General features: G+C 41.3%; 23 protein-coding genes. All 23 read right to left on the bottom strand.

All coding sequences use genetic code 11. The annotated features are described in order from the left end of the window. Positions 1–13 precede the first annotated feature (13 nt). The 23 genes from JZO85_RS02730 to JZO85_RS02840 all read right to left on the bottom strand — a co-directional run bounded on the left by JZO85_RS02730 (position 14) and on the right by JZO85_RS02840 (position 23,688). A complete protein-coding gene (locus JZO85_RS02730) occupies positions 14–1,222 on the bottom strand; it encodes an ABC transporter permease (RefSeq protein ID WP_207106968.1) in 1,209 nt (402 codons plus the stop codon). Further along, positions 1,212–1,898, bottom strand: a complete 687-nt coding sequence (locus JZO85_RS02735; RefSeq protein WP_207106969.1) for an ABC transporter ATP-binding protein — start codon at positions 1,896–1,898, stop codon at positions 1,212–1,214. Before JZO85_RS02735 ends, JZO85_RS02730 begins: the two co-directional genes overlap by 11 nt. Next, positions 1,895–2,713 (bottom strand): efflux RND transporter periplasmic adaptor subunit, encoded by an 819-nt coding sequence (locus tag JZO85_RS02740; protein ID WP_207106970.1) that lies wholly within the window; start codon positions 2,711–2,713, stop codon positions 1,895–1,897. Before JZO85_RS02740 ends, JZO85_RS02735 begins: the two co-directional genes overlap by 4 nt. A gap of 95 nt (positions 2,714–2,808) precedes the next feature. Beyond that, on the bottom strand, positions 2,809–3,417 hold the full coding sequence (locus JZO85_RS02745; protein WP_207106971.1) for a hypothetical protein: 609 nt from the start codon (positions 3,415–3,417) through the stop codon (positions 2,809–2,811). 51 nt (positions 3,418–3,468) lie between these two features. Continuing rightward, complete coding sequence (locus JZO85_RS02750) at positions 3,469–4,044, bottom strand: hypothetical protein (RefSeq protein WP_207106972.1); 576 nt, start codon at positions 4,042–4,044, stop codon at positions 3,469–3,471. 76 nt (positions 4,045–4,120) lie between these two features. Beyond that, a complete protein-coding gene (locus JZO85_RS02755; RefSeq protein ID WP_207106973.1) occupies positions 4,121–4,837 on the bottom strand; it encodes a CPBP family intramembrane glutamic endopeptidase in 717 nt (238 codons plus the stop codon). 92 nt (positions 4,838–4,929) lie between these two features. Further along, positions 4,930–6,024: a hypothetical protein gene (locus tag JZO85_RS02760; protein WP_207106974.1), complete on the bottom strand. Its 1,095-nt coding sequence runs from the start codon at positions 6,022–6,024 to the stop codon at positions 4,930–4,932. A gap of 13 nt (positions 6,025–6,037) precedes the next feature. Further along, entirely contained in the window at positions 6,038–6,451 is a 414-nt protein-coding gene (locus JZO85_RS02765; RefSeq protein ID WP_207106975.1) for a hypothetical protein, read from the bottom strand. Positions 6,452–6,466: 15 nt separating this feature from the next. Continuing rightward, the gene (locus JZO85_RS02770) at positions 6,467–7,966 is read right to left on the bottom strand and encodes an immunoglobulin-like domain-containing protein (protein ID WP_207106976.1); all 1,500 of its coding nucleotides are present in this window, start codon (positions 7,964–7,966) and stop codon (positions 6,467–6,469) included. Positions 7,967–7,984: 18 nt separating this feature from the next. Beyond that, positions 7,985–9,106 carry a coiled-coil domain-containing protein gene (locus JZO85_RS02775; RefSeq protein WP_207106977.1) on the bottom strand — a complete coding sequence of 374 codons (1,122 nt, stop codon included), beginning with the start codon at positions 9,104–9,106 and terminating at the stop codon, positions 7,985–7,987. Between the two features lie 4 nt (positions 9,107–9,110). Beyond that, on the bottom strand, positions 9,111–9,872 hold the full coding sequence (locus JZO85_RS02780; protein WP_207106978.1) for a hypothetical protein: 762 nt from the start codon (positions 9,870–9,872) through the stop codon (positions 9,111–9,113). Between the two features lie 15 nt (positions 9,873–9,887). After that, positions 9,888–10,391, bottom strand: coding sequence for a signal peptidase I (gene lepB, locus JZO85_RS02785; protein WP_207106979.1), 504 nt, complete (start codon positions 10,389–10,391; stop codon positions 9,888–9,890). 16 nt (positions 10,392–10,407) lie between these two features. Beyond that, positions 10,408–12,684, bottom strand: coding sequence for a glucosaminidase domain-containing protein (locus JZO85_RS02790; RefSeq protein ID WP_207106981.1), 2,277 nt, complete (start codon positions 12,682–12,684; stop codon positions 10,408–10,410). A gap of 18 nt (positions 12,685–12,702) precedes the next feature. Beyond that, positions 12,703–13,422, bottom strand: coding sequence for a winged helix-turn-helix domain-containing protein (locus JZO85_RS02795; protein WP_207106982.1), 720 nt, complete (start codon positions 13,420–13,422; stop codon positions 12,703–12,705). 54 nt (positions 13,423–13,476) lie between these two features. Continuing rightward, on the bottom strand, positions 13,477–14,196 hold the full coding sequence (locus tag JZO85_RS02800; RefSeq protein ID WP_207106984.1) for a winged helix-turn-helix domain-containing protein: 720 nt from the start codon (positions 14,194–14,196) through the stop codon (positions 13,477–13,479). Positions 14,197–14,280: 84 nt separating this feature from the next. Beyond that, positions 14,281–15,039: a DUF1266 domain-containing protein gene (locus JZO85_RS02805; protein WP_207106985.1), complete on the bottom strand. Its 759-nt coding sequence runs from the start codon at positions 15,037–15,039 to the stop codon at positions 14,281–14,283. A gap of 66 nt (positions 15,040–15,105) precedes the next feature. After that, positions 15,106–17,565: a WxL domain-containing protein gene (locus JZO85_RS02810; protein WP_207106986.1), complete on the bottom strand. Its 2,460-nt coding sequence runs from the start codon at positions 17,563–17,565 to the stop codon at positions 15,106–15,108. Beyond that, positions 17,552–17,884: an EF2685/EF0750 family sortase-dependent surface protein gene (locus JZO85_RS23255; protein WP_207106988.1), complete on the bottom strand. Its 333-nt coding sequence runs from the start codon at positions 17,882–17,884 to the stop codon at positions 17,552–17,554. Before JZO85_RS23255 ends, JZO85_RS02810 begins: the two co-directional genes overlap by 14 nt. 5 nt (positions 17,885–17,889) lie before the next feature. Continuing rightward, entirely contained in the window at positions 17,890–18,960 is a 1,071-nt protein-coding gene (locus JZO85_RS02820) for a WxLIP family cell surface protein (protein WP_207106989.1), read from the bottom strand. Between the two features lie 67 nt (positions 18,961–19,027). Further along, positions 19,028–19,696, bottom strand: coding sequence for a WxL domain-containing protein (locus JZO85_RS02825; protein WP_207106990.1), 669 nt, complete (start codon positions 19,694–19,696; stop codon positions 19,028–19,030). 228 nt (positions 19,697–19,924) lie between these two features. Beyond that, positions 19,925–21,019 carry a tyrosine-type recombinase/integrase gene (locus JZO85_RS02830; RefSeq protein ID WP_207106992.1) on the bottom strand — a complete coding sequence of 365 codons (1,095 nt, stop codon included), beginning with the start codon at positions 21,017–21,019 and terminating at the stop codon, positions 19,925–19,927. Between the two features lie 447 nt (positions 21,020–21,466). Continuing rightward, a complete protein-coding gene (locus JZO85_RS02835) occupies positions 21,467–22,231 on the bottom strand; it encodes a LytR/AlgR family response regulator transcription factor (RefSeq protein ID WP_207106993.1) in 765 nt (254 codons plus the stop codon). Between the two features lie 2 nt (positions 22,232–22,233). Beyond that, positions 22,234–23,688, bottom strand: coding sequence for a GHKL domain-containing protein (locus JZO85_RS02840; RefSeq protein WP_207106996.1), 1,455 nt, complete (start codon positions 23,686–23,688; stop codon positions 22,234–22,236). Between the last annotated feature and the right edge of the window lie 184 nt (positions 23,689–23,872).

Genomic DNA, 23,872 nt, shown 5'->3' on the forward strand with positions numbered 1-23,872 from the left:
TCCATCACCCCTATTATCGCAACAACGTTACAATATCCTTCTTCGCCGCACTTTTAGCTGGCAGCCAGCTAAAAACGATCCCGATGACAACGGACAAACCAAAAGCCAAGCCGATCGTAAACGAATCGGGACGGACAGTTAATGGTGTAAAGCTTGATGCGACGTATCCTAACAAGATCGAGACCAAAAAGCCGATCATTCCACCAAAGAGGGTTAAGGTGATTCCTTCTAATAAAAACTGCATCATGATGTTCCCTTTGGTCCCACCCATCGCACGACGAACACCGATTTCCTTTGTTCGTTCAGAGACAGAAATATAGATCATGTTCATCACACCAATTCCTGAGATAAATAGAGAGATTCCGCCAATGACTGAGACGAGTAACGTAATCCCCGTCAGGATCATTCGTAATTGATCCACCATTTTTTTCATCGCAGAATTCTGATTCTTATAACTGCCAAGCTTTTTCCAGGTGCCATATTTTTTAAGGTTATTTTCAATTGATTGCGACACACGTTTCACTTTGACCCCTGAACGTAGCTTCACATCAATCGAATTATAATCTGTTCCCTTGAAGTAATGCTCATAGGCTTTCTTAGGTATCTCCGCAATTACATTGTTTTCCGGAGTAGAAAGAATCGTTCCATGCTCACGATTCTTCATGATACCAACCACCTCAAACAGATGACCGCCAAGTCGGATACTTTGGCCAATGATCGACTCTGGAACCTCTTTATTGATCGCTTTTGCCGTTTTTTGATTAATAACGACCACCGGATTCTCATTGTAGTAATCACTTTCTTGGATCGAACGACCATAAATAGTCTTCGTCCCCGTCTTTTTTAATAACTTAAAAAATGCCGACTGTTCACTACTCTCAATGTCACTAAAATTAGGCGCAGCATATTTTTGATCGATATAATAATTTGCAGATTGGACACCTGGCAGACTTTCAATTCGATTGATATCTTCCTCTGTAAACCCGTTCAGTCCGTTTTCAGTGAAGTTTTCACTTTTAGGACTGAAATCAAAGGATAGTTTATTTTCCACTTGATTTAATCCCATAAATTCTGAAACATACTCTTCAAACGCACGACCGATGGAAAAGACTGTGATCACCGCAGACACTCCTATGATCAATCCAATCATGGTTAAAAAGCTTCGGCGTTTATTCTTCCCAATGGCCTTAAAAGCGGTTTTCCAGACTTCACTAATTCGCATAGGGCACACCTTCTTCCAGTAGTTCGCCATCTTTTACCGTAATGATTCGCCGACAATAAGCCGCCGCTTCTGGATCGTGCGTCACCATTAAGATCGTGACCTTTTCTTCCTCATTCAGATGCTTGAACAGCTCCATGATTTCCTCTGAAGTATGGCTATCCAAGGCCCCTGTGGGTTCGTCCGCCACAATAAATTTGGGATTGCCGACGATCGCACGTGCAATCGCTACCCGCTGCTGCTGACCACCAGACAGTTGTTTCGGTAATTTATTGTATTTATCGGCAATTCCAACTTTTCGTAATGCTTCCATGACGAGCGGTTTGGTTTGGCGTTGCTTCTTTCCTCCATACAATAGAGGCAACGCCACATTTTCTAGAACAGTGTTGTTTTCAATGAGCTGAAACGATTGAAAGACAAAGCCCACAGCCCTATTTCGTAAGGCGGACAATTTTTCATCTTTATAACGATAGGCATCGTTCCCCTCAAAAAGATACGTTCCTTCAAAATCCCCATCCAAGAAGCTGATCGTATTGATTAATGTTGATTTACCCGAACCGGAAGGCCCCATCACCGCGACAAATTCATGTTCATCGATGGTTAAGCGGATATCCTTCAACACATGGATGCGTTCTTGATCCGCCGTATAGTATTTATTGATGTTTTCCATCACAATCATTTCACGTTCACATCCATTCCATCTTTTATCGATGATGCGTCCTTAATGATTTTCTGTGATTCATTGAGCCCTTCATGCAAGAGATAGTAGCCATTCCCCTTTTCAATGGTTACAGGTTGTTTTTTTGCCTTTTTATTTGAAACAGTATAAACAAACGTTTGCCCATCCTTTTCTACGACACTTTTCAATGGCAAATGGATCTCATTGCGTGGAATCAATAGTTCAACCGAATAACCCACGGGAATCGCTTCATCTGGAACTGCGGTAAAGTTATAGGTCACTAAGCTGTCCTTGTCTTCTTTCTCCGCTTCATTATTCATCTCAGCCAAAGAAATGATTTTCCCACTGACCGTCTTCTCGCTATTGGCGTACTTAATCTCAACCGGTTCATTTAGCACAATTTTCGATCGATCGTATTCTGTAACGGTTCCTTTTATAGAGGATTCCTCACTTTTTAACACCATTAGCTGCTGCTGGGAATCGTTCTTCGCATCTTCATTTAGCATGGTCACTAACGAATCATTATCCGCCCGAACAACTTCTCCCCAGCGATAAGTAAGTAAGATGGTATTCTTTGCGACATGATCGCCTTCATTCACATGAATCGTCCGGATCGGTCCTTTATCAGAATCTATTAGAACCGTTTGCTTCTTCGTCGACTTCACCTGTCCCTTCAGATGGAGCGGCGTTTGCTGCTTCACCTCAAACATTTCCACTGAGGTTCCTTCTGCTTCCTCTGGTGGCGGACCTTGTAATAGAAAATACCCCACTCCCAAAATAACTACTACCCCGATACCAATAATAAATTTCTTCATTTGTTTTCTTTCCTTCCTTCTATATCATTTAATATCTATCTAAAAAAGTGCTTAATCCGCTTAATAGCGCCGTTCTCCATTGCGAAGTGCACTCTTTACATTTCATCAAAACTACTCATAATGTTCCTCAACCAATCCCGAGAAGTTTCAAACAACCGCGTAAAGGTCCAACCATATAGTTGAACATAATGATTCTTTGTTTCGATAATCTGATAAATATAGCTTAGTTTTAACCCTTGAACATCTGAAACAAACTCACACACTTTTATTTTTTCCCCATTCATCAGCTCATCATTGAACTGAATTTGCATGTTGTTCGTACGAGTCAATCTTTGCGAGACTAGTTCTGCATACGCATCCAGCGTAGTGAAATCTTCCTTATTCTCCGAAATACATGCGACAAACTCTCTTTCCTGCTTGTCATAGATCATAAATTCTAAATCCTTGTTTTGACTGAGGGGATCAACTTCTTCTATCCAATCAGAAGGAAAAGTGAGCTGATAAACACTGCCGCTGATGCCCGTAATATTTTTCCTCAAGAAAATAGCCTCTGAACTGGCAGAACTGCTAAAGGTGTTTTGACGATTCGTAGCTGTTGTTTGCTCACTCTGACTATTACTTGACGTAGAAGGAAGCTGACTGCATCCAGACAGTAACAGACAAAAGAGTGTAAAAAAGGTCGTAGTAAAGATACTTTTCTTCATTTCTGTTCCTCTTTCATTAATCAGTAGGGAAAATTGGAGAGTTTCTCTACTTTATTGCTCCTTTTCAGTATTCTTCAAAGAGATTGGTGTAACCTCCGAAAAACTGTTCATGATTGTCTCTAATTGTGGTTTCAAATCATCAAATTGACTGATTCTTGTACATACAACCAATTGAACATATTGTGTTTCACTTTCTTTAACGTGATACAAAATATGATAGTTTATCCCTTCAATTGTTGTTGTATAGTCTGCTTTCCAGACTCTCTCTTCATTCCTTTTGACAAGCTCAAAATAAATATCTTTGTGTTCATCTTCCCATATCAAAATTTCTATCATTTCCGCATAAACATCCAGGCTGACAAAGTCGCGTTTGTCTTCAACAATACATCCAAGATATGCTGTTCCATCGGTGTTTTCCACCATAAACTCGTAGTCAGTATTTGAAACATAAGTCGGTTCTGAGATTTCCCAATGCTTAGGAAGATAAAGACGATATTCTCTACCACTGAGACCGAGTATTACCTTTTGCGCCCAACTGTTTCCTTCATCCTTCCTTCCATCCTTTACAATCAAATAAATCAGCAGACACAATGTCATGAAACCAACGACAGCCCATAAAACTAGCATTCCCTTTCCCCCTATCAACGGTTGAACTCTTTATTAGAGCATCGGTAAATTTTTCAATTCATTTACCATGAACCGGTCAGTGTAGTTTGCCTATATAGGCAGATCCAAAAGCGATCCAATTGTTGAGAGTATGCACCCAGAAGCCTGCCCACAAACTATCAGATTTTCGCCAAGCATAATTGTAAAAAATCCTTCCTAAACCAATCACAACTAGACATTGAAACCAATCCCAATCATAAACCTGTAAATGAGCCAAACCAAAAATCAAACTACTAAACACACTGGAAAGGAAAAAGGCACTCTTTTTTAACTGCTTCCATTGATTCAAATAACCAAACATAGGAAAGGCTAGGATCGCTACAGCCACTTCTTCACCAATGAGACTAAACGTCATGACTCCTATCTCCAATAAAAAATCAACGATAGACAACTTGCTCATACCATCCATTGCAGAGTGTGAAGAAGTTGGCGGCATAAACAAGAGCAGAATGCCTACTGAAAAAATAAAGCTAAGGAACAGATATCCTCCTATCCAGCGTTTCGTTCCTGATTTCATAGGACCGAAAAATTTTCGCAACGAAGAAAGTCCGTATTGATACCCTAAAATCCCTACCATTCCAAAGGTCAAAAGAATTGATGCCAACAGCCAATGGATTTGTTGACAAAAGAAAAACACTGCAAGCATCCCTATCCAAGAAAGCAACACCTTCCAAATGGGAAGTACCTGGGATGTGATTTGGATAATGTTTGAATCTTCAAAATTTTGTGCCTGCATGAATCGTTCTCGTTTCATAACAACACTCCTCTTTTTTGATAAAAAAATGCATGAAACTAAGATTTTTTTAGTTTCATGCATTCAAAGTACAGTGGTTCTTCAGTCAAATTCTATACCTGACTATTCTCAGCAACGATTTCATCCAAGACCTTACTAAGCTCCTTAAATTGCTCGTCACTCAAAAGATGTTTATAGGTTTCTTTAAATCTTTCTGCTGTCTCTGCATCGACAGACTCGCTATTTTGACGTATCTTCTCAAGTAATGTCTGCATGTCTTCTTCACTGACTTCAACATCCGTAAGACTGACTGCTTCTCTTGCGAACTCCGTAAGAGATAGGCTGTCTTTCTTACTTGGCAGCTTAACACGCTTCTCACTGTCTTTTGCCCGTTGATCGATACTCATTTTTAGAGTGTAAGATATACCATCTACTGGTTTTGTAGTTGCGACAAATTTCGCTTTTTTGGTTTTCTTCTTAGTATCTACAGTTAAATCTATGGTTAATTTTTTTAATTCTTCCAAACGTTCCTCAATCGACGTTCGTAATTCTTTGTCCTTTTTCTCAGAAAGACTGTCTACGAAGGATTCCAGTTCCTTCTTGGTGAATTGATGCGTGATTTTATCCCCCTCCTTTTTGAATGAATCCTTGTCCAAGGAATCATAGAAGTCTGAATATTGCTTACTAGAAATGCTTCTCACCTCATTGGCTTCATCCAGTGACTCATCGAGTTCCTCTTTGGTCAAATGAATATATTTTCCTTGAATCACTTTGGAATCAATCACATCCACTGGCAATTCCGTGGTGAACTGTTTGATGAACTCAATGGTTTGATTATAGGCATCAGCCTTAATGTAGTAATCCTTGGTTTTGTTGCTGGTGAAAACTTCATAATCCAAGTCTTGACCAAAAAGATTCGTCGATAGTGTTAAAACCACATCTTTGGTTTTCTTATCCTTTAAAATAGTGCCCTTCAGCGATAATCCCTTTAGCTGCTTTTCAACGACATCATAGGTCATTTTATCTTCCGCATTCTGCTCTTCACTCGAGTTGATCGAAAGACTGTCAATCGTAATCTTGAATGTTTGATCGTTCATCTTCGCCTGACTCTTCAGCTCTTCTTTATATTGTTCCTGCGGACTTGGCCCGCAACCGCCAAGAATGCCTAACACCAAAACAAGACTAACACTCGCAAAAAACTTTTTCATTTTGCTTTTCCCCCTACTCATTTGAATGAAACTCTGCCAACAATACTCTCCGTTTCCGAATCATCGAAACTATAGTGATAAAAATCACCAAAATGGAAAGGACAACTTGTACAATCGCCCCTGTAGAAATACCAAATACATCGTAAAAGAAGCTTAAAACTCGGGGAATCTTGAATGTCTGATCTAAGAGCTCCATTTCGTAAAGACTAAAGACCAACATCCCACTGGCTAACCATAGAATCGCGAAAAAGAGGACCACTCCACGCCGACCCATTTCCTGACTGATTCGTTGCTGCAGCTGTCGTTCTTCTGGGCTGAGTCGTTTTTGCTTTTTGACGGAGCGAATCGCCATGATTCCACAAAAGAGGATAAATACTCCTAAAGCACTTAGGAAAAGAATCATTCCCCTATCATATTCCCAACTCATACTCTGCCCCTCCGTTTATTTTTTCTTCGTAAGCGGTGAAAGCAGTCGTTCTCTTTTTAGAAAGGCTACGAATGCCACCAGTGAGATGCCTGTTAACAGCATCAACCAGTTCGACGATGTGTCGCCAGTTTTTGGTAATTGCTTCGCTGTATTTACGCTGCCTAATTGCGGCGAAGTCCGAAGCGTACGAGTCTGGATCGTTGGATTCGAATAAACAGGTCGTTCTCGAACGGTCAACGTGATTTCTTTGCTTACTGCAACATCATTCGAAGGAACGCCTTCAAGTGAAGCGGTGTAACGGATGCGGTACGTTCCAGCAGTCGTTAAGCGCTGAGCGCTATCCACTGGAATGGTTCGATCCAGCACTTCAAAGGAAACGAGACAATCCTCCGATACCTTTACCCAATCTAAAATCATCTCACTCGTCAATACATCCCCAACCGTCATCACCTGATCGCTAACCTCAATGTCAAGCAATTGAGGAAAAAGTGTTTTCACCACAGTGACAGTCACACGCTTATCAACGATTTCACCCAGACTGCTGTGAACACGATATACAAGCTCATACTCGCCAGGCGTCTTCATATCAATCATGTTTTTGATCACTTCAATCCCTGTTTTGGTTGTCGGATCATAACTACCTAATTCGACTTCACTACCATCCGCCAGCATTTCAAACGCCTGAATGCCCTCGAATAAATCAATCATATCGCCCCGATTACTGAAATCTTTCGTTTCGATGCGTAAGCCGTTAACAACCGTCACCGTAATCGTCTTCTCACTGATTGTCCCATCACTGGCAGTGACACTTAGTTTGACAGTCTTCTTACCCACAGTATCAGTCGCTTTTGGCTGATCAATCGTAAAGGCGTCCACATCGTCCAACGAAGCGACCTCCCCATTGGCATCCTTTAGCACGAGGCGCTCAATGATTTGAGCGTTGAGATCGCTGCCTCGCCAAGTGGCGAAGTCCGCGATTTCCAAGGTATATTCTCTCCGCCGAACTCTCGTCCGATCGGTTTGCTCCGCTTTTTCTACTAGAATCGTTACGGTTTCTGAAGTTGTTTCACCAAAACTGTTTTTCACGGTATAGGTCAATGAATAGGTACCCGCCTGATGACTATCGACAGAACCAATCACCTGAATCTGTTTGGTCAGATCACCATCGATCACGTCACTAGCCGTCACTCCAGCTTTGGGATCAAAGGAAGTGCCTGCTTTAATCGTCTGATTCTTGACGCCTTTGAGAGAGGGAACAGCTACTTTAGCTTTTTCGTTCCTTTGGCTTTGTTCCTTGGAACTTTCTACCTCAGTAGTCGTTTTCGTAGCGGCAGGAGCTGCTTCGACTTGTTCCTTTGATTGTTCCGTTGCAGCCGCTGGCTCTTCGATTGTCACGGCTTGTTCTTCTGTCGGTAAAGTGTCACTTACTTCTTCCGCCTGTGCGACTGGCAACCCAGATAATACCAATCCACAAGAAGAAACCACCATCAACCGACTCCACACTTTTTTATTCATATTCTTCTCCCTTTTTGCTTAATTGACTTCGTTCACACCGTCTGCCATCTTACGAATCCGTGTTTGTAATTCCGAATAGATCCCTACCACACTCTGTTTGGATTCTTCCACCTCTAAGGCGATATCCTTCACCTGCATCTTGATCGTCTGTAGTTCTTCGTTGGCTGATTTGAGGATTTCATCCGCATCGAATTTCGCTCGTTCAATCGTACGGCTCCCTTGTTTTTGTGCATTCAAGAGGACTTCCCCGATTTCCTGTTGGGACTTGAAGATTTCTGCTTCCAAGGCTTCACGTTCCTGCTTCAAGGCCATTTCCTGTTCATGGAGCTCGAGTTTGCTTGAGGTGGATTCTTCTAAGCCTTTGATGCGAACCTTCAGACGGTTGTTTTCCTGTTTTAGCTGATTGTTCTCACTATGGATGATCTCGACCTCTTCATCGGTTCGTTCTTCTTCCAACTGGTCATTACGCAGCTTCAAGTCTTCGTTCTCGTTATACAAAGCTTCGACTTGCCTTTTTAATTCAGCAATGGCTTCTTTTTCTGCTTGCATCTCATGTTTCGCTGTTTCATTTTCTTGTCGGATCTCCTCATTCAAGGCGATCACCTTTTGATTTTCTTCCTTCAATCGTTCTGTCGCTTCTATCATGGCTTGCCGCTCGCTTTCTACTTGCTCAAGTTTTTTTTTTAATTCCAGCACTTCTGGTTCGAGCTGCAGGACGTCAGCCTCCAGTTCATCATTATCTATTTCTAATTTCCCTAGCCGGACCATCAGCTGTTTGTTTTCTCGTTTTAAGGCATCGACGGTTTCTAAGTGTTCCGCTGAAGGCTGATTCGAATGATCCGCCGCCTTTCGCAAAGTTTGTTTCTCCATTTCCAGCGTCTCAACTCGTAATGCCATTTCTCGATTTTGCTTTTTCAGTGCATCCAAGGTGTTCTTCATTTCTGAATCCTTCGTATCCTGAACAATTTCAAGCGCTGCTTTTTCTTCGCGAGCGATCTTTAGTTGTTTTTCCAGCTCTTCGATCCGTTTCTTATCTTCATCATTTTTCTCACCGAGATCCACTAGCGTATCAGGGACATCATTGATATCTCCGATAATATTCTTACTAAAAAATCCTTCGCGTTTTTTCTTTTTCTCCATTGAACTACTCACCGTTCCCTTCATTTTCTTTTGAAATTAATTGAAATTGCGCGTCTCCATTTTCTCGCTGGTACGAGCATTGATAATCTTCTTTTTCCTCGCCCTCTTTGAAGGCCGCTTGAAAATTGATTTGGGTCAATTGATTGATTCCTTCTGCTTCCTTGACCAAAGCGGTGATATTATCTAAAACCAATTTCTTATTGTGCTTCGCTCCTGGGGTGCTGGCAAAGGCGATCGTCAGCTTCTGCGAAGAAACCTCCACCATTGTCAACGCCGTTGTTGAGCCGAAGTAAGGAGCCATCGACTGGGAAAGCTCGCCTTCGATGGCGGCTTGCTGCTCCTTGCCTTTCTCGCCGAAGACCTCTTCCCAGTTATAATCGGCAATCCCGATCCCCTTCTGCGGATAGGATTGAATCACTGACTGATTGATAATATCTTCCTGCTGCTGAGTCAGCTTGACCGTCTCTTCTTCGGCTTTTGCCAGTCGCTTCATGGCTGCCTGATTGTCACTCGACAGCTGAAAAATGACAAAGACCATCAAGATCAGACACACGGTCAGACTTGCACTTATAATAAGCAGCCAAGTAGAATGCTTGGCTACGATTTTTTGTTGAATATAGGAAAATTTTCGTTGAAACGAAATCGACTCTGTATTGGTCTTTTTGGCATAATTCAATTGATCCTGCAGATAGATTCTTGACAGGATGATGGCGATATTAATCACTAATAGCACCAGAATAATCCCTATGAAATAAATAATTGCCACGGCATTCTTCCTCTCTTAACTGATCGTGTCGATTCGTTGCAGCGGGTATAAGCGAAGCTGGATCTTTCCTTCGATCAACGAACGGGAAACAAAACCAAAGCTGCGACTATCATTGGAGACATCCAAATGATCCCCTAATAAAAAATAATTATCCTTAGGGATTTCTTTCAGCTGCCTCAATTTGTCAGCGGTCTGTTTACTCAGCTTCACCTGATAGGTCGTTGTTAAGTCTCCTGCTTCATTTAGGTTGATGATCATTGTTTGGTTCGCCACGATGATCCGGTCTCCCGGCATTCCGATGACCCGCTTCACATAAAGATCGGACTCCCCACCCAAGGAGAATCCCACCACATCATAACGTTCGATTGTACTCTGTGTATTCACCACGACATGATCCCCGTCATGAAGCTTTTCTTCCATTGATGTCCCGCTGACTGGATGAATCTTGAAATGACCGATCATCCATACAGCCAGCAGGACGAACAAAACGGGGATACTACATACGACAATTTTTTTCATTCCTGCTCATTCTCTTCTATTTCGGTGTCACATAAGCCACCGAATTGGATAAGGCTAAGTCATTCGGAATCACCCGATAAGATATCGTCGTTCCGCCATAGACATTACCTTCTGAAATCAAGATTCCGTTCGGTCCGACAGCTTCGACAAAGGCGACATGCCCGTATCGTGGATCAGAGCCAGCGACGCCAGGTCTAAAGGAGATCAGACGACCGACCTTTGGCTTTTGACTGACTTCATAGCCAAGGGCTTTTCCTTTGATCGCCCACTCACCGCCATTGCCCATAAAGTCATCGACCTGTTTGCCCAGCTGAGCCACACGATTGAAGGCATACCACGTACATTGACCGACTGGATATGAACCCGAGGTATTGTAGTTCACACCGTTGTAGTCATCGTATTTCATAATTTTGGCGTATTCCTCTGGGATCTCACCCTTGCCTTTAATGAAGATACCTGTTTCATTACCACCATTCAGCGGTGTTTCTGCCTGCACCTGCTGCTTATCGTATTGGGTCAGGTGATAGACCGAGATCAAGGAAGTCAGCTTGCGGTGATAGCTCGTATCCGTCGCATATTTTCCTGTTAACTTCTCTGAGGCCCTCAGGTAATTCTTCGCCTTTGAGCGCCAGACATCTTGGTAATAATTCTCAGAACCACTGATCCCTCCACGAATCAGCTCGACATAATCCCCTAACGAAGCCGCATAATTTGGATACGCGCGGAAGGCAGACTGAATCGTGTACATGTTGCCGCTGCCACCGTCTTCTTGCGTCGACATATTTACGGCATTGCCCTTGTAGCTGCCCTTGATCCCGAACAGATTGTAATAAGGCGCAACAGAAAGCCCACTTGTTCCTGAGCCGCTCTCCAATATGGCTTGAGCAATCATGACTGAAGCGAAGACATCATATTCCTGCCCCAGCTTTTGCGCATCTTCCCCAATTGTTTCGACAAACTTCTGGGTCTGGGCACTTGCGGTAAAGTCCATGGAAGCCGGATATTCCTTCAATAGACCTTGACCATAGTCAGTCAGCTCCTTCGCCTCTTCCCGCAGCACCAGCCATTTTCCTTTGGCATCGCGATCAGAGGTTTGCTGGACGATCAGTCGTTCTTCGACTTCCTCCTCATCCTTGCTCTCATCCTCAGCTGCTACTTTCTCGTCTGAGGAGTCTTTTGTGGTTGTTTCGGAAGTTTTCGCCTTAGACTCTGTGGTCTTTTTAGTTGTTTTCTTTGCTGCCTTCTTTTCTTTTGTGTTGCTTGTCGTTTCTGTTTTCTCACTAGACCTGTGGGTTTCTTCGGCTTCTTCCTGCTCCTCGTCTGCTGTTTCCTTCACAGCCAAGAGGTAGCCGTCGCCAAGATAGATGCCCGCACAGATTTTTTCTTTGTCCTTTTCGAAATAAAGCACATCGCCTGCAACGAGCTGTTCGTCACTTTGTTCTAGCTCCATCAGATTCGTCAAATCCTGTTGCAGGACACGCTGATAGATAGCCGAAGTAAAGCCTTCATTCGTTAAAGTTTCTTCTTGCTCCGTACTTAATTGCTTGATCGCTTCATAGATCAAGGCCGCTTGACGTTGATCCTTAAAGGAAGACAATAGCGGCAACTCGAAGCCCTTCAGCTCAGAATCCGCAAAGTCACTGGTTTGATACGCCTTGTCCAGTCCTAATGTTGCTGTACTAGACAGCCCACTGATGCCGGAATAGGCTGAACCTGTTGGCACCACCACCGTTGTCTCCGTCTCTGGGATGGATGGATCGGTACTGCTGCTCGGAGGTTCCACCGTGGAGCTTTGGGTACTGCTGGAATGTGTCTGCGATATATCCGTAGATAGATCACAGGTCACTTTTGTCGGCACGGTCGAGGAACTGCTCTTCGTTGTTGACGTACTAGTGCTTGACGAAGAGCTGGCGCTCGTCGTTGACGTTTTACTCGTTGTACTGGTTGAGCTGCTGCTTGAACTGCTCGTACTGGATTCCACTGATTCCTCAGAAGAAGAATCGGTGGTGTTTTCTGAAGAGCTGGGCGCTTCAGAAACAGACTCTTCCATCGAAACACTCGTTGAATTCTCAGGAATCACCGGAATCTCCTCAGAGTCATCTACCGCAGGAGTCGATTCTTGCGGCTCCTCAGCTGGTGCTGGTTCACTTGATGCCAGTGAGTCGACGCTGGTGACGGAAGTGTCGGTGGTTTGCTGCGGCGCATCATCGGCTCTTAATTGTTGGCCGGTTACTAATCGCAGGGTTATTCCCAGTAGCAGAATAACCGCTGCACTACCTAAGGCTTTCTTCATAAGTCTCTCCTTTTGTCTTTACATCTCCACGACTACTTCATCTGAGATCACTTGATCATAGAAATCATCCATTAATTTGTAGCCGACACCCCAGACCGTTTGGATAATATCTCCGTAGATGCCTTGTTCCGCCAGTTTGATTTTCATTTTATTGGTCAAGGTCGATAATTGCGTCAAGGTGGAATTACAAGGAGCTTTTCCCCATAACTTATAGCTCAGCTCTTCACGAGAAACCGTTGACCCATTGGCTTGGAAAAGAAGTGTCATTAACCGGCGCTCCTTATGGGTAAGGGTCAGAGTACTGAATCGTTTTTGTTCATTGGAACGTCTGAGAGCGACGATATTTGACGTAAGCGACTTCGCATTCTTGCGATTCACCACTTCATCGATGGATTCTCTTAATTCCTCTAATGTATTGTGTGTCTTGATCCAACTAAAGACGCCTTGCTTTTTCCAGTCTCTTTTCTCTTCTCCAGACAGGTCACTATCTGTTTTTCGGATGATAAAGGCATTTGCTTCCTTGATCGCTGGCAGGAGCCAACTGAGTTCATTGTTACTGATGGTCTCGCTGACAAGAATAATTTCAAAGCTGCGTAATAAATTCAGGTTCACTTCATCATAGAGACACTGCTCCAACACTCGTTTACTCACATACACTTCACAGTCCAGCTGCTGCAGCTGTTGTTCTAGCTCCTGTTCACTGATTAATGATTTGGTTAATACAATAATATTTTTCATCTTTCTATTCCCCCTTTTTGGGCGCTCTATTTCTCATAAGCACCTTGACTCTGATTACATTTCATCCAGTACCGGCTCGCGATAACTGACTTGATCATAAAATTCATCGGTTAGCTTATAGCCAAATCCCCAGACCGTGACGATCGTATCGCCAATCACCCCTTGATTCGCCAGCTTCAGACGCAGCCGATTGGTGATCGTCGACAACTGTGCCATAGTCGAATTTGATTTTGGCTGGTTCCAAAGCGCGAGACTTAAATGCTCTCTGGATAGGACGGTTCCATTGGCTTGATAGAGCAGGATCAGCAGCTTCCGTTCATTGGTGCTTAGGACAAATTTACTGAGCTCCTTTTCCTGCTTCCAATTCAGCGGCACGATATTGGTACCCGAGCTCAAGCGATGCCCTCGCACGCCGGTCTGATCGATCAACTCCCGCAGTTCCTCCAGCGAGTTCTCCTGATTGATCCAGTAGAAATTACTGTACTTCGACCAGCTCCTCTTCTCTTCTTCGGACAATGAAGCATCTGCCCGCCGGAAGATGAACGCATGAGAATCATTCAACTCAGGAATCAGCTGTGCCATTTCATTTTTACTGACGGTGTCGCTCAAGAGCACGATGTCAAAATTATTAACGAATCGTGGGTTGCCGTCACCGCTTAAATATCTATCCAACGTATTTCTTGACGTGTATACTTCACAATCCAAGCATTGTAATTGCTGTTCCAGTGCCTGTTCACTCATGGGTGATTTGGTTAGCAGTAAGACACTTTTCATGAACGGCTCCCTCCTCCTTTTCTAAAAACTCTGACTATTATGAACACGAGTGATCCCTGTCTAATCGCCCAATAGTCTATGTACTTATTCCATCTGCATCCCTCTGATTTCCTGAAGTGACAACCATTGCCACGGACTCCCTGATTTGGTTAGAAGATAGCTCGTATATTTTTTTAACGCTTTCTGACTGATTCCCTTATTCAGGTGCGTCTGCTGATTACCAGCTAGAAAATGATTGCGATAATCTGCCCAATCAGTAAAAATAATCGGAAAATCCTTGAGCAGTTCTTCCATGGCTTGCAACGCTTCCGATTCTGATAGAAAACCAACATCCACCGAAGCCGTCAGCATATACCCCGAAACAGCTACTAATACAGCATAGAGCGCTCCCACTTCCGGTTGTTGAAAATAATCGACTCGTGTCAACTGCGCATCATCCATTAATTCATCAAAGTAGTTCCAATTGGTCTCCGTCATTTCTTCCAACGAACGAAGGGCAGAATCACGATCCACCACCTGAAAATCCTTGTTCAAGGACTCCAGCAATCGCTTCTTCTGATCCTCACTCAACACCAAGCCCTCACCAAAGGTATGAAGATGGATCGGCAGATACTCGTCCTTCTCCTCGGTTTCCTTAAACAAGGTAAACCAATCGCCAAAAGTAACGACACGAAAAGGCGCCGCGACTGAAATGAGTAGTCGCTTCTCTAATGGAATGGACGATACATTTTCCTTAAACTTTTCTTGTTCTGATAATTGCTGTGCATCCTTTTCTTCCTGTTCTGCCTTGGCTTCGTTATAGCCTTCCATATAGGTGTCTTTGATCCACTGTAATAGTCCCATGCTCTTTTGTTCCTCTCATAAAAGTAAAGAGGTGAGTACATCTGCATGTAGTCACCTCTTAGCGACTTATTTGAAATAGTTCAATTGCTCCTGCCAATTTAGATACAGCAAGATTGCGCAGACGATTGCTACAATAGCGATAAAGAGCAATCCACAATCTGCCAGCAGAACCGTTGATTTTGCCTCGACAACGAGACGAAGCCGACTGTCTTTAATGAAAAAGAGCAGAAAGCAAACCAAACTAACGACTGCAATAGCGATAAATACGCCTAACCATATTGGAATTGTCATGTGCCTTCCCTGTCCCGTATATGGCTGAGCGGAGACTAAGGTCTTGGCAGACTGTCCAGCGACGATCGTTTCACTACTCTTCACCGTACCCGGCTGCGGACTAGCTGGCGCTGGATCAACAGCTTCATCGGGAGTATCCCGATCCTTGATCGCTTCAATCGACATATCCTCTAATCGCAAAGCCGTTCCATGACTATCCGGCATCCCTCGAGAGTTATCATTCACATCGACAAAGCTAGACAATTGAGCCGTTAAACTCCATCCAGTACTCGTCGAACGATCATCCTTCACTCGTGTATAGAACCCATTCGTCACAACATTGGTATTGGTCTGATACAAATCAGGAGACAAACCAAACGATTGCGTCGTATTCGACATATCCTTGATTCCATAATCAAACCGAACCGGAACAGATAAGATCCCCATCTCTTCGGATGGTTTAGGAGTGTAGGTTTGTTCTTCGTCTTCTATTTGAACGCCATATTTACTTTCTGATTCAAACGGACTTTCTTTGGATGTATCTTCCCAATTCAATTTTCCTTTTGCTTCAAACCATTCTTCAACAGAACCGATTCCTTTTGTCTTAAAGGTAATAGTCTTTCCTTGATTTTCCGCAAGGTCACCTAGACTCGTACTACCATCAATTGCACTATCACTTACAGGAGTACCATCAATCTCCACACTCCCAGCCACAAATGATAATCCAGCAGGTAAATTTAAAGTAGGATAAACATTTTTAGCAGTTTCTTCGGAAACACTTTTTATATCCCAAGTCCAATCAAGCGTATCTCCAGAAGTAAATTTCTTCTTTGAAGCGGTTAGCTCGTTTTTTAAAGAACTTGCTACATAAAATGTAATTGTTCCATTAAAGCCAGATTTCTCTGCTAATTCGTTTGAATCATATAAAAATGAAAGTGATTTCCCATTTAAACTAGCACGTGTGACATTAGATAATTCAATTTTATCTCCATTAGGAGTTAGTACAGGCGAACCAGTAATATTTATATTTGAAACACTCAAACCTCTTTGATTCGTGGTATGCAATAAATCTAGTGTCGCATTCTTATTCTCATCTATATATGGGATAGGTACTTGTATTTGCTGTCCAAAGACACTAAGCCCAGTTCTCTTGTTTTCGTCCAAGAACATTAAGGATCTTATATCACTTATATAGTTTGAATCAAGCTTCCCATTGACCGATGGACTATTTCGTAGGTCTGGAACTTCAGAAATTTTAGTTTTCTGAATAGTGAGTCCTGCCTGCCCCAATAACGGATTACTGGTCAGATCAATTGTTTTTATCGGAGCACTAATTATCCTTAATGTATTCAATAGAGGGCTATTTGTTACATCTACTTTAGTAAGCGATGGAAGTCTTAGTAGATCACATCTTTCTAATTTAGCTAGTTTAGACGTATCAACTTCTGCTAAATCAGGTGCATCCCAAATAGACAAGAGAATTACTTCTGTATTTTGTAATAAATCTATTTCTTTTAGTTCGGTGGTCATTAAAAAGATATTTTTTATCTTAGTATTTTTACTTAAATCCAGTTTGCCATTAGCACCAAAAGTTACATTTACATTCATTGACGCTGTAAAACTTCTCAATTCTAAATTTTCCAAGTTAATAGCATATTCAAGGCCTTTCACATCTAACGCTCTAACTAAACTCCCAGTATTATTAGTAAAAGTTTTCAAGCTTTTCATGTCTTCGTCAGTTAACGCCCCTGCTGCTTTACCTCTACCTGTAAAATCAATATTAGTATGATTAGAAGTAGAACCATACCTTAATAAAGTGGACAATGATTTATCAATATCATACGTACTTGGATCATTTAACCCATAAGTTCCTTCTCTTAAAAAAGTAGCTCTTGACTGTTTCTTCTTCTCTTTTTCTTCACTTGAATCCGTTGTTTCTGTTGAAGAGTCTGTACTTGATTCCTTAGTCTCATCATCCGATGATTCTTTTTCTTTCTCTTCACTGCTTTCGGTGGTCTCAGTTTCTTTGGTTGACTCTTCGGTTGTTTCTTCGGTTTTCTCTTCACTGTCTTCTGTTTCTACTTGTTTCAATCTTTCTTGTGAGACTTGGATTGGATCGGCGGTTCGGGAAAGGATTGATGATTCTGCTGTTGGTACGTCTTCATATGTCTTTGCTTGAACCAATGAAACGGGTGCCGTTAGACTTCCCAACAATAGAAGGAGAGCGGTTGTTTTACCTATTTTATTGATATTCATACCCCTCGTCCTCCTCGTCTTCATCTTTAAATCTAATAAATAGAAACATCCAGAACACTCCGACTAAACAGAGCGCACCAATCAGCTGCATAAACTTCGATTGGCCTTTCTCCCCTGTTTGCGGCAATCTTCCTGTAGGTTCGTAGCTTTTTGTACTGGTTAAAGGAAGAACATTGTCCGGTTCAGGGCGCGGCTTTACGGGTTCTGTCGGACTAGTGCCGAAGCTGATACCAACATCTGTTTCTTCACTCGCCACAGCGGCAGAAGAAAAACAAAGGCTCAATAAAACCACGATCACCACCCCTTTTATTCGGTTCACATCCCTCACTTCCTTTCTGGTTGCTGCCAACGGCGCTGACGATAGACAAGATACCCAACCAGAGCAATCAGTGCCGCAATTAATGCTAACGCTGCCCATAGTACCCATTCAGGGACACGAACTTTGTATACTGACTTATCATTGATTTTATCGACCGTTTCTCTGCCGATCGTAAATTCTTCATCCCATCGCCATGTTTTCCCATCGCCCTTCGCTACTCCGTGAAAGACGTAGGTACCCGCTTTAAAATTCTCCATTCCTAGTGGAATATTAAAATCAAAATTCGAATTCGGTGCTACAGAGAAATTTTCCTGTTTGTGTTCATCAAGAACCGTTGTCTCACCTTTTCTAGTGATATGTCCTTTGATCACCATTTCCTGCAGCACTTTTGGTTGATCATTCTGAATCCGAGCCGCAATCACCTTGCGTCCATTGGATAAGTCTAGACGAACTTTTTTCAAGTGAAGATCCGCTCCGTGATTGAACTCTTCCTCGTCATCTTCGGTCAACATCAATGCAATCACGTATGCGTATTCAGAAACCAAGCCCTCTTTCTTCTTATCTGCTTTGTCTTCTTTTTTTACAAAGCGGACAGAGCCAAGCTTTACACCGGTAAAAGGATCATTTGGCGGAGTGATTTCAAACTCCACGATTTTTTCCTCTTTATTAGCGACAGTAATCTCTTTCATATCATCCTTCACCTTTACAAAACTCGTGATCGGATTTTTGAGACTCTTATCCAGCTTTGGTTCACTTTGCGCATAGTCAATCGCTCCTACAGAGCTGCTGACGGCATCATGGACGGCGATCTTAACAGTGACAGGATCTTTCTGCATACTTCGAACCTTAACTTGAATCGTTTGCGGTTTGTTTGGCTCAACATTTAAGTAGAAGTAAGTCTTGGTCATATCCACCTGATTCTCTGGTCGAACACTTTCGACTGTAAAACCAGCAGGACTTTGACCATTTTCCTTTTCCTTAGAATCCGCCGCAAAGCTGTATTGTGGGAATAAGAAACATCCAATGATGGTCAGTAGCATAATTTTTCTGATGAGTTTGTCATATCGTTTTGCCATGGCGTCCTCCTACTATAAAGGGAGCGAGGAGACTCACTCCCGCTCCCTTTAAAATGATTTCTATGAATTAGATCGTGTCATCCAATGACCAAGTAACTTTACCTGTATATGATTGTTTTTCTACCGCTCTACTACCAGGGATTTCTAGAGCCATTCCACTTAATTGAGTCGCCGTCTTCCCTTTGAATGAGTGACCGCCACCTTTACCATTATCTTGCATTACTTCTTGGGCAGTACCATCTTCATCAATTGTAGTTGTTGCAATAGCAACAGCCGTATGTTCTGTACGAGCCGCTACAACATTCGTTGTATCTGGGTGAGCTGTTCCACCGTCATAAGCCTTTACTTCATTATTGAATGATAATTTTGCTCCAGTCAGTCTGTGTCCGTCAGCTGATGTCAATTTGCCTAATTTGGCTGACAACTTCCATTCATCACTCACTGGATCGTCCGCCCGTGCATCGTTAACTACAACATATTTTTCTGATGTATCCTTCAGTGGGAAACTATGTGTGACCAAATTCACGTCATTAGCATCGCCAAATGCAAAAGATTTTGGTAACCATTGAATACTTAAGTCTCCTTTAGGTTCAGGGTTATCATGATCTTTAAATCCAATTCCTACTGTTGTATCTTCCTCTTGTACATTTGCCGCTAACGCTGTTCCTCCAGATAAACAAATGCCTAATACACTTGCACTAGCCAATAAGCCAGCAACCAATTTCTTTTTACTCATTTCTTTCTCTCTCCTTTTTGTTTGTTTTTTATATTTATATCTAACCTGATTTCTCAGGATGATACCTTGGTAAAAATAATGCGTCTGTGTTATAGTTTTTTATTGTAAATAAAACTATTTTTTCCTATTCCTTTATAGAATAGGAAACCTCCTCATTGCCTTGGTATTGGGGCTTTTTTGCTTCAATTGACGATTCATCGACTAGTCTCAGAAAAAATGGGATTTTATTTACCCTATTTTTGAGATCGCTTCTCGCTTGTCTCGAATGAAGCTGTCTGTATAGATGTCTAAGGTCATTTTGACTGATTTATGACCTAATAATGAGCTGACTGTTGTTACAGGTACATCTTTTTCAATACAACGTGTCGCAAAGCTATGTCGTAAAGCATGGAAAGGTAAATCGGATACGTTAGCTAGTTTCTTTAGTCGTTTAAAATGGTTTCTAATCGTTCGTGGATCAGCTGGTCCTTCTTTACTCGAAAAGACGAAATCAGAAGGGCTTGTTTTCTTTAGTTCAGATAATAGCTCCACCAATTCCTCACTCAATGGCACTACTCGATGGGAGAGGTCTGTTTTTGGTGGCACGATAACGATTCTGGATTGCTTTTCTTGATCCTTTATTTTTATTCTTTGAGCATTGTGTCTCACGTATAAGATCTTCCTGTTCCAGTCAATGTCTGACCATTGGAGTCCTGCAATTTCTCCGATCCTTAGTCCGGTTCGAAGGGCGAATAGAATCGGCAGGTCTTTTTCATCATTGATTGCTTGAATGATTTGTTCCTGTTCTTCGGCGGTAAAAGCCTTTAGTTGAGCCTTATTCTCGGATGGAAATGTCACCTTTTTTAATGGATTGTTCAATAGAACTTCCTTATTCACCGCATCATTCAAGCAAGTTCTTAACACTCGGAAAACTGCTTTTAATGAAGAAGGATTCAATCCTTTTTCTAATTCATTAACTGCCTGTTGCAATTCTATGGTCGTTAGTTCTTTTAGAGGAATGTCTCCTATAATAGGTAATAGATGATTCTTCATCTTGCTTTCATAACTAATATAGGTGTTGGGTTTTACTTTTTTTTCTTGTAACGATAGCCACCCTAATGCCCAGTCCTCTAAGGTAATCGATTGGACGTTGCTCTTGCGTCGATTTAGATAATTTTCTTTGTAGTGCATTTTGTATAGAAAGAGTTTTTCTTTTACTTCATGAAAACTTTTGCTATATATATAGCCATAATGAAGCTTTCCATTACTCTGGCGCCCTTTTATATAGCGTCCTTCCCATCGACCATCTTTCCGTCGATAAATATTTTCTCCAGTTCGGCTCATATACATCCTCCTACTGTTCACAAATTGACGGCTTTTCTGACGTTTTTCAGAAAAGGTGGGAATCCAACCAAAAATTTGGTATTTTCGAATGAATTCGTACAAATACATTTTTCTGTTAAGGGGAACCATCCTTTATCATTAAAAAAATAAAAGTTTTTGATTAAAGGATTGACAATTATAGTCACTCTAAACTAAAATAAACATGTAATCGTCATTTTGTATTTTTATTTTGTAAATAGTTAGTTACTGTTTCCTATTCTATAAAGGAATAGGAACTTTTTTTGTCTTTCCTTAACTAGAATATACAGTTATTTTTATCTCAATTTTTGATTTATTCCCCAATGTATGAAATGTTTTCCTGAAGTCACTTTTTTTTACGATAATTAACGTTCAGGATTCCCAGACGTAAAAAAGATCGCTCTCAAGTTGAACTTAAGAGCGATCTTATTATTTGTTGTTACTGTAGTCTGTTCCTTTTTTCTCACGTAAGACTTTTCGTTTCCGATGGGCAACGGGTATGGCTAGTTGATTCTGCATATAAACTGTTGAAAAGTTCGTTTCGATCCTGTCGATTCTATCGGAATTGATAAGAAAACTTCGATGGGGGCGAAAGAACGCTTCGGGTAATTCTCGTTCCAATTGATCCAATGTCTTCTGTAAAATAGTCGTTTTTTCATTATGGGAATAAAGAATCAGCTTATGATCTGGTATTGCCTCAAAGGCAATCAGTTCATCCACAAAGAAATTCGTAAGTCCAGAGAAGGTAAACAATTCTATGACCTGCTTCTCCCGATTATTTTGATCGGTGGTTAGCTGCTTCTCAACTGCCTTCAAGCAATCCGTTAAACGCGTACGCCAATCCCCTGCACCATTCTTCTCAATATAGTCGATTGCTTTCACATGGTATTGAAAGGATAAATAGGACAATTCCAGATGACTGGTTAAATAGATCAAGTAACCATTCGGATCTCTCTCCCGAACCTTCTGCCCCAATTGAAAGCCATTCATAGGGCTCGTATCTTTTAAATCAACATCAAATAAATAAATATTCGGTTCCTCATCTACCACTAGCTGATTCAAGATATCCTCTGGAAATACTGATGCCGCCGCTATCTGCATATGCCACTTAGAAAAAGACATGAAGTAACTCACATGACGTTTGATTTCTGTTAAATGCTGCTGATTATCTTCACAAATATAGATTCGTACCAAGTTTACCCTCCTTCTCCCATCGATGAAAAACTAAATAAAACCGTGTTCTCTGTTTGTTTACAGTCTAAATTGAACCCTTTATTTTCCTTAATTAATGATTTGACGATGTTCAGTCCATTGCCATGCCCTGCTCCTTTATCACTTTTGAGCGATCCAGCATGATAGTGTTCTAGAAATTGTGTATTTTGTGTCTCATTTTCAATTAAGCTCAGAATCTGGTGTTCGCCAACCTGAATGAAAGCCAAGCGAACCTTCGATTGAGGATACTTTTTACTTTCCTCTAAGGCATTGTCCAATAGTATTCCTAAAATTCGAACGATCGAAATCAATCGTTTCTTTGGATAATCAATGGATTCATTGATTTCTAAATAAAATCGAACATCAAATTCCTTTGCTCGCATGATCTTGTCCAACACTAATCCCAAAACCTCAGGATTCTTTAGATGTGTCAATTTACCATTCGGAATATTGGTGATTTGCCGCATATCAAACTCTTTACTAATTTCCTGATAGTATTTTTGAAGTGCTTGCTGATCAATGTCCTCTTGATAAATATAGATTCCTAAAGAAGTCAGTACATTTCCGATATCGTGCCTTAGTTGCCGTGTTTCCTTGTTAAACGATTCAATCGTCTCAACATATTTTTTCATCTCTGCTTCACGACTATTTTGTAATCGAATAATCTCATGGTCTTGATGCTTCTTGATAATCAGCTGCATGACAATGAACATGGGAATACAGGTAATCAAAACGAATAAAACTATGTATAGTACCTTATAATCCATATTCCAATATAGTAAACGCACTTTACTCGATAGACTGTCCATGAAGCTTGTAGCAAGATGGCCTTTGGCTAGGACGATTTTTAAGCCTTCTGGTTTAAAAGAGAAAATCAAAATATCTTTTACATTTAAGAAAAGATGAAATGAAAGATACACACCGCCTATTAGATAGAATACCCTTCGACTCTGCGGAATTCTTTCCCTAAAAAATGGATAGATCATTTTAAACAATAGGATACCCAAAAGTAAAAATCCATAAAATAGAATGAATGAGCCAATGGAGAACCATTCATATACGAGGAAAGACATATATTGAACGAACTCAAACCACACCATCATGAAGAATCCTAAAAAAAGCAGAAAGAATTGATACGCCATTTCTCTGCCATTGGTATAGTAATCAAAGATGGCATGGACACATATGGTCATAAACAGGATCAGCAAGCAATTCACAATCCTCATCGAACTAAACAAGCGATCTAGAAAATCCATATACAAAAAGAAATAGATTAAGAAAAAGGCAAACATGCTGGCGATAAATTTCCAATTGAGCTTTTCTTTATAAAAATACGCCATTGGAAGATAAATCATTAGCTGTAACACAAGAAGATTAACGACTAAAAAAATAAAATTAGTCAGATGATAAACAAAATTAATTCCACTAATAAATATCAAAGATTTTTCTCCTAACACCATTTATCTCTATCAATTCTATAACATCTGAAGATAAATGATTAGAGTTATTTTATATTTATTTTATTTTCGTATAATTTAAACGTTAAAAATCTACTTTAAGCATCAGAAAAACTTATGAAAATCCTATATACTTCAACATATAGTAAAAAAGGGAACGAAATTA

It is taken from the genome of Candidatus Enterococcus murrayae, from assembly GCF_017315985.1.
Lineage (GTDB): Bacteria > Bacillota > Bacilli > Lactobacillales > Enterococcaceae > Enterococcus_A > Enterococcus_A murrayae.

Coding starts and splice junctions, on each gene's coding strand:
- JZO85_RS02730 (WP_207106968.1), bottom strand. CDS start 1,222: ATGCGAATTAGTGAAGTCTGGAAAACCGCTTTTAAGGCCATTGGGAAG.
- JZO85_RS02735 (WP_207106969.1), bottom strand. CDS start 1,898: ATGATTGTGATGGAAAACATCAATAAATACTATACGGCGGATCAAGAA.
- JZO85_RS02740 (WP_207106970.1), bottom strand. CDS start 2,713: ATGAAGAAATTTATTATTGGTATCGGGGTAGTAGTTATTTTGGGAGTG.
- JZO85_RS02745 (WP_207106971.1), bottom strand. CDS start 3,417: ATGAAGAAAAGTATCTTTACTACGACCTTTTTTACACTCTTTTGTCTG.
- JZO85_RS02750 (WP_207106972.1), bottom strand. CDS start 4,044: ATGCTAGTTTTATGGGCTGTCGTTGGTTTCATGACATTGTGTCTGCTG.
- JZO85_RS02755 (WP_207106973.1), bottom strand. CDS start 4,837: ATGAAACGAGAACGATTCATGCAGGCACAAAATTTTGAAGATTCAAAC.
- JZO85_RS02760 (WP_207106974.1), bottom strand. CDS start 6,024: ATGAAAAAGTTTTTTGCGAGTGTTAGTCTTGTTTTGGTGTTAGGCATT.
- JZO85_RS02765 (WP_207106975.1), bottom strand. CDS start 6,451: ATGAGTTGGGAATATGATAGGGGAATGATTCTTTTCCTAAGTGCTTTA.
- JZO85_RS02770 (WP_207106976.1), bottom strand. CDS start 7,966: ATGAATAAAAAAGTGTGGAGTCGGTTGATGGTGGTTTCTTCTTGTGGA.
- JZO85_RS02775 (WP_207106977.1), bottom strand. CDS start 9,106: ATGGAGAAAAAGAAAAAACGCGAAGGATTTTTTAGTAAGAATATTATC.
- lepB (WP_207106979.1), bottom strand. CDS start 10,391: ATGAAAAAAATTGTCGTATGTAGTATCCCCGTTTTGTTCGTCCTGCTG.
- JZO85_RS02790 (WP_207106981.1), bottom strand. CDS start 12,684: ATGAAGAAAGCCTTAGGTAGTGCAGCGGTTATTCTGCTACTGGGAATA.
- JZO85_RS02795 (WP_207106982.1), bottom strand. CDS start 13,422: ATGAAAAATATTATTGTATTAACCAAATCATTAATCAGTGAACAGGAG.
- JZO85_RS02800 (WP_207106984.1), bottom strand. CDS start 14,196: ATGAAAAGTGTCTTACTGCTAACCAAATCACCCATGAGTGAACAGGCA.
- JZO85_RS02805 (WP_207106985.1), bottom strand. CDS start 15,039: ATGGGACTATTACAGTGGATCAAAGACACCTATATGGAAGGCTATAAC.
- JZO85_RS02810 (WP_207106986.1), bottom strand. CDS start 17,565: ATGAATATCAATAAAATAGGTAAAACAACCGCTCTCCTTCTATTGTTG.
- JZO85_RS02820 (WP_207106989.1), bottom strand. CDS start 18,960: ATGGCAAAACGATATGACAAACTCATCAGAAAAATTATGCTACTGACC.
- JZO85_RS02825 (WP_207106990.1), bottom strand. CDS start 19,696: ATGAGTAAAAAGAAATTGGTTGCTGGCTTATTGGCTAGTGCAAGTGTA.
- JZO85_RS02830 (WP_207106992.1), bottom strand. CDS start 21,019: ATGAGCCGAACTGGAGAAAATATTTATCGACGGAAAGATGGTCGATGG.